2 protein-coding genes are annotated in these 6,473 nt (G+C 42.8%); both read right to left on the bottom strand.

The features are described from left to right. Positions 1-216 precede the first annotated feature (216 nt). Positions 217-1,629, bottom strand: a complete 1,413-nt coding sequence (locus AC2VDX_RS25080) for an aspartate aminotransferase family protein (protein ID WP_378172677.1) — start codon at positions 1,627-1,629, stop codon at positions 217-219. 219 nt (positions 1,630-1,848) lie between these two features. Further along, positions 1,849-6,381, bottom strand: a complete 4,533-nt coding sequence (locus tag AC2VDX_RS25075; RefSeq protein ID WP_378172672.1) for a non-ribosomal peptide synthetase family protein — start codon at positions 6,379-6,381, stop codon at positions 1,849-1,851. Between the last annotated feature and the right edge of the window lie 92 nt (positions 6,382-6,473).

The raw sequence follows: 6,473 nt of genomic DNA, 5'->3' as shown, positions 1-6,473 counted from the left end.
TTCAATTCGATTACTAATTCATTATCTCAGATTTGGAGATGTTCCAATTCCCTATCAAAATCAAAGAAATCATTTTCGGCTCCCCTCTCGCATTCTCGCTCGCATCATACCCTAATTCAGCAACGCCAACGCTGCCAGTTTATTTCCGCTTTAGAAAAGATAGTCATGTTGATTTGACCTATTTTTTCTTCTGCGTCATAATTGCGTTAGATGACGCTAAATATAAAATTCAAAACCTCCCTTCCGTAATTCTTCTACACTATCCTGAACCGCCCAAACCATCCGCTCGATATCCTCATTTGTATGGGCTGTGGATAAGAAACCACCCCCGCCTCGGAGCATAATTCCCCTGTCGAGCAAGTGATAGTATAACAAGTCCAAAACACTTAAAGAAGTAGACTCTCCTGAAGAGGCAGCATTACCAGAAGAAGCAGGACCGAACAGGGAACCAAAATGTGCCATTCGGATAGGCATCTTCTCTGTTTCAAAGTAATTATTGATTGTTTCAACAAAGTGCGACGTACGTGAATTTAACTGCTCCTGTAGACTTGCTCCTTGAGTTTTGAGATGCTGAAGAACTACTTTCGCAGCAGCCATAGCTAGTGGATGCTTACAGAAAGTTCCGGCAAAAAATGTTGTTTTCGCTTGAGGATAAGATGAATCTCCGTAGTTCCAATTACCGCCATCAATACCATCCATATAATTAGCTTTGCCAGCAATGATTCCAATCGGCATCCCACCACCGACAATTTTTCCATAAGTTGCGATGTCAGCTTCAACGCCAAACCATGCTTGTGCGCCGCCTGGATGAATTCGGAATCCAGTAACCATTTCATCAAAGATTAAGGTTATTCCTAATTGTTGGGTTAAGTGCCTTAATTGTTGTAAATATTCTTTAGGTTGTAGAGCCAGCCTGCGAGATTGCACGGGTTCAACTAGCACAGCCGCTAATTCTTGATTATGCGATTTTATTACATCTAAAGATTGAGGATTTCCATAATCTAAAATCAAAACATCTTCAACAATATTATGCGGTATTCCTGAAAAAAGTGGCACGGTTTGTAGCTTTCCATCTACTCTTTTGGCTTTCGCTAATGCTTCATCAAAATGACCGTGATAAGAGCCTGAAAACATGGCGATTTTGTTACGACCTGTTGCAGCTCTTGCCAAGCGGATCGCCGTCATTACGGCTTCTGTGCCTGTATTGCTAAAAGTAACTCGCTCCATTCCTGTCAGTTCAGAAATTAGCTGGGCAACCTCACCGGCACACTCGGATTGAGGGCCAATTTGGATTCCTTGCTCAAGTTGCTCTTGCAAAGCTTCTTTGATAAAGAGTGGATTGTGACCAAAAAGATTGACCCCAAATCCCATCGTTACATCTATATATTCGTTTCCATCGACATCCCAAATTTTAGAGCCTTGGGAGCGTTTGGCAACAATAGAATAAAACATTTCCTTGAAAGGAAAACTGAACTCTACAAAGGTTTTGTTGTCAGCTAGAACTGGACGATAGGCTTGTGCGAGTTGTTTTGAAGTTTTTGTCCGCTTGGTGTAGCGTTCAATGAAGGTTTCTAAATGCTTTTGCTGACGGTAGGGGCTATTTGTAGATTCCGGTTGAATGGTTTGCATGATGAAATTTCCTTTTGTTAAAACTAACGTTTGCTTTCTGAAGCACCAATCATGTTCACTTAAAAGTCTTGCATTCTGGCAGAAATACCCTAATATTTTAGGCTGGGTTGAAGAACGAAACATAGCGATTGTTGGGTTGCACTATCGTTCAACCATTCCCTACAAATTAGCTAAATGAATTGTCAAATCCTCTTTCCTCTCTCTGCGGTCGTCACTCATTTAGGATGTCTGTATTCCAATTGGCTCTGGAGCCTTCAGAAATTTACTGCGAATGAGATATGAGAAGTAGGTACTGAGCAATTCCCTATTTACTGGCGGGCAAACAATAGAAGTTCCTTCCAGTCCAGCGAGTGTATTCTGGCAGTCAATATGGCGAATTACTAACTCACTAATCTTAGTTTGATGAGATTCGCTTTCCGAAAAAGTTGGCAGTAGCGGATATAGGGCATTATCGAGCGATCGCTCAGCCAAATTGCCTAATTCCGTTCGCCACTGTTCATCAGAAATTTGCCGCAGTGGATAGCCAAACGAGCAAATCAAATTAACCAGTTCGTTCCACTGGATAGGGTGGGGATTGACAAGGTGAAAAACCTTGCCCAAAGAAGCTTTCTGTCTTGATAAATGAACGATGGCTCGACTCGCATAGTCCGCAGAAATTAAATTCACCATCGTGTCACGCTTTGGGGCACTTCCGAGCTGAATGCAGCCTTTAATCATTCTGAAAGTATGATCGTCGGTATTGCAGACACCCGTTTGGCTGTGTCCTGAGATACGTCCGGGTCTGTAAATAGATATCGGAAGTCCTCGTTCGCCAGCAATCGTGACTAACTTTTCGGCAACCCATTTACTCTGGGTGTAGCCGCTAGCGATTCCCTTCAGGATAGCTTCGCTTACCGCTTCCCAATCATCAATACTGTCCTGTTCCCGAACGATTTGCAAACCCGAACCAGCAGCCGAGATGACGCCAATTGTGGAAATAAAATGCACTGGCTTAAGTTTAATTAAACTTGCCAATCTCAAAACTTCCTGAGTTCCCAGCACATTGGCAGGTTTGAGAGCAGAGTATGGATAAGTAAAATTAACTAATGCACCGTTGTGATAGATAACATCGATTAGACTTGCCATTTCTCGGAATTGCTCATCTGAAAGCCCCAACAACGGTAGAGATAAATCTCCTAAAATGGGGATAATTCGTGAGTTTAAACTTTCCTCCCAAAGCGAGTAAGATTCCAGGCTATTTTGTAGGCGTTTTTTCCCTGAATCTGCATTGCTAGCACGTACTAGACAATAGATATCTGCTGGCGTTTGTTGCAAAAGTTCGGAAAGTAAAAAAGCTCCTAAAAACCCGGTTGCTCCAGTTAAAAAGATGCAACTGGGTTCAGCCTCAAATCTAACCTCTCCCCCAACCCCTTCCATAGTATGGAAGGGGGTTGGGCGGTTAGGTATAGAATCAGGGCGAATTGTCGGATCTAAGACAGCTTCAGCGTTTAGATTTAAATTCGAGGCGGGAGAAACAAAAGGAATTACTCCCTGTTTCATTTCGATGCTTCTTGCTAAATCGGCGATGGTAGGAGCATCAAAAAAATCGCGTAAGGACAGTTCTATCTGGAAAGTTTCTCGCATTTTGGCAAGTAACTGAGGGATGAGTAAAGAGTGTCCCCCAAGGTCGAAGAAATTGTCATAAATCCCTACCTTTTCAAGTTTGAGAAGTTGAATCCAAATTCCAGCAAGTACCTCCTCAACGCCGTTGCGAGGAGCTACAAATGTATCTGCTACGGGTTTTATTGTCTCCGGTGCTGGCAATGCCGAACGGTCTATTTTGCCATTTGGGGTAAGCGGTAAAGCTTTCAAAACTACGAAAGCAGAAGGCACCATGTATTCCGGTAGTTTCTCTTTGAGGAAGGAACGCAGATTGTGAATTAGTGCTGAATTTGAAACGATATAAGCCACTAAACACTGTCCCAGTTCATCCTCTCGCAGCAAAACGATACTCTGGCGTACAGATGGATGTTGCGACAGTACCGCCTCAATTTCTCCTAGCTCAACGCGGAAACCCCGAATCTTTACCTGGTCGTCAATTCGTCCCACAAACTCAATGTTTCCATCTGGTAAATAACGAGCCAAGTCTCCAGTTTTGTAAAGGAGGGATTCAGACTTTTCCCCCAATCCCAAACCACCTCTCCCTAAGCCTCCCCTTGTAGGGGAGGGAAAAGGAATAAATTTTTTTGGCTGGGGAGGGGAGCAATTCTCCTGGGGGGTTAGGTTTTGATTAAACGGGTTCGCAATAAACTTTTGCGCTGTGAGTTCCGGTCGATTCAGATAACCTCGCGCCAAACCAGCACCGCCGATGTATAACTCACCCGGTACGCCAATTGGAACTGGCTGAAAATGAGCATCCAAGATATAAATCTGCGTGTTAGGGATTGGACGACCTAGAGGAACTGTTTCAGAAATACAATCCGCTTTCTGATGCTCTAACTGATAAGTAAGTACGCCTACTGTTGCTTCTGTGGGACCGTAATGATTGAAGATTTGGCAGCCGGAAGCTTGTTTTTGAATTGTCTCAATTAAATTCCAACTTAAAACTTCACCACCCAGAATTAATCGCTTTCTAGGTAAGATGTGCGCGGGATTAGAAGCTGTCAGTAAAGCAGATAGGTGAGAGGGAACAATTTTGAGACAATCAATCGGATGTTGTTGAAAGTAAGTTGCCAGTGCTTCTGGGTCAGTTGCGCGTTCTTGCGAGACTATATGAAGACACCCACCCGTACACAAAGCCGGGAAAACAACTGTATGACCTAAATCGGCGGCGAAGGTGGAAGCGATCGCATAACTGGCACCTGCTGGTAAATTTAGTCTGTTGATAATACCGTTGAGATAATTCAGCAGTTGTTGATGCTCAATCGCAACTCCTTTGGGTGTGCCAGTGGAACCGGAGGTGTAGATTACATAAGCGAGATTTGAGGGTTTTTGGATAGAATTTTGACTTTCGACTGGTATGGTTTCCCAATCTGTATCCAGACATAGGACTTTGGCGCTGTGTTGAGGAATTTCTAAAAACTGTTTCTGAGTTAACAATACTGGCACTTGAGCATCTTGCAACATCAAGGCGAGGCGTCCTGTTGGCATTACCGGATCTAGCGGTAGATATGCACCACCTGCTTTGAGAATGCCTAGCATTCCCATCACCATCTCTGGGGAACGTTCAACGCAAATAGCGACTACGACCTCTGGCTTAACTCCCAACTTTTGCAGGTGATACGCTATTTTGTTAGCACCCGCATTGAGTTCGCGGTAGGTCAGTTGTTGATTTTCAAATATAACGGCAATGTTGTCTGGGGTGCGTTCTGCTTGTTCTTCAAACAGTTGGTGGATGCACTTAATTTTGGGATAGTCAACTTGAGTGTTGTTGAATGCAACTAATAATTGGTGTCGAGAGCGATCGCTAAGTATATTTAACTGACTGATTGCAGTTTCTGGGTTGTTAGCAGCACTTTCCACTAAGGTATGAAATTGTTCTGCCAAGGATTGAATCGCCTCTATACCGATGATGCTGGCATCATAGTGAAACTTTGCACTCAGCGAATCATCCCGACACACGCAAGAGAGTTTTACTTTGAAGCGATCGCAGCAGACGTACTGCTGGTAAATCGAAAATGATAAATCGCCAGCAGAATACTTGTTTAGCTGTTCTTCAAACTCGAAACCAAAGGGAAAAATGGCTAAATCTGTATTCCTAATCTTTTCCCTACAGAAATATTCTTGCCACTTATCGGCATCGCTTACAGACTGCTGAACTTGCTGCACTAATTGACTAAATATTAAGCTATCTTCTAAATGAGTGCAAAGCGGTAAAAATTTGGCAAACAATCCTAGCGCTGGCTCTAATTCTTCATATTTTCGACCATTAAAAGCAGTGCTTACGATAATATCTGGCTGTCTAGTTAGTCGCCAAAGTAGGGTTTTCCAGCAAGCGAGTAAAACGGCTGAAATAGAAATATTGTATTTTTGCGCGATCGCTGTAATTTTGGCAACCAAATCTGGCTCAATCTGGTACTCAATAGAGTTGAGTTCAAAGTTAGCTGGTAAGCCAAGCAATTTATTCTCTAAAGGCAGCTTAAAATTAGCCAAGATAGAGAAATCTTGCTGCTTCCAGTATTCTTTACCCGTTAAATCATCCTCATCCTCAAGCAATTGATTCTGCCATTCCGAAAATTGTACATATTGCACAATTTCTTCCTCGGCTATTTCCTCACCTTGAAGACTGGCGGCATATCCTTGGCTAATTTCTTGTACCAAATTCTTCAATGTCCAACTGTCAGCGCAAAGGGAAGGCAAAGTGACAATTAAAAGATGTTTGTCATCTGACAGAGTAATTAGGGATGCACGCAACAGCGAACCAGCAGGTTCAGAAGTAGAAATTGAGCGCCTTTCTTCTTCAAGAATTCCCTCGATCTTGGCTTCTTGTTCCTGGGAATTACAGTTGCTTAGATTGATAGAATACCAAGAAGTTACGTGGATGCGATCGCTAACTACTTGGATTGGTATTTTTATCCCTGGTTCTCGATGGAAACTTGTCCGGAGAATTTCATGACGATTGGTAATTTGTTGCCAATTTTCTTCTAAAACTTCTATTTTAAGGTTTCCCTCTATCAAAATGGCACATTGAGCGCAATAAGCGGCGCTATCTTGTTGTAACACCCAAAGATATCTTTGCTGAGGAGATAACCGAAATCCATTAATTGTTTGCATTGTTCAAATTGCTCGTTTTTAATATTTTTCTTGTTTCCACTCACCAGCCAGGGGTTAAAACCGCCTAACATTTAAATTTTTCAGTCCGTTTT

It is taken from the genome of Coleofasciculus sp. H7-1 (assembly GCF_057473865.1).
This window is presented reverse-complemented; position numbering and strand designations above follow the sequence as displayed.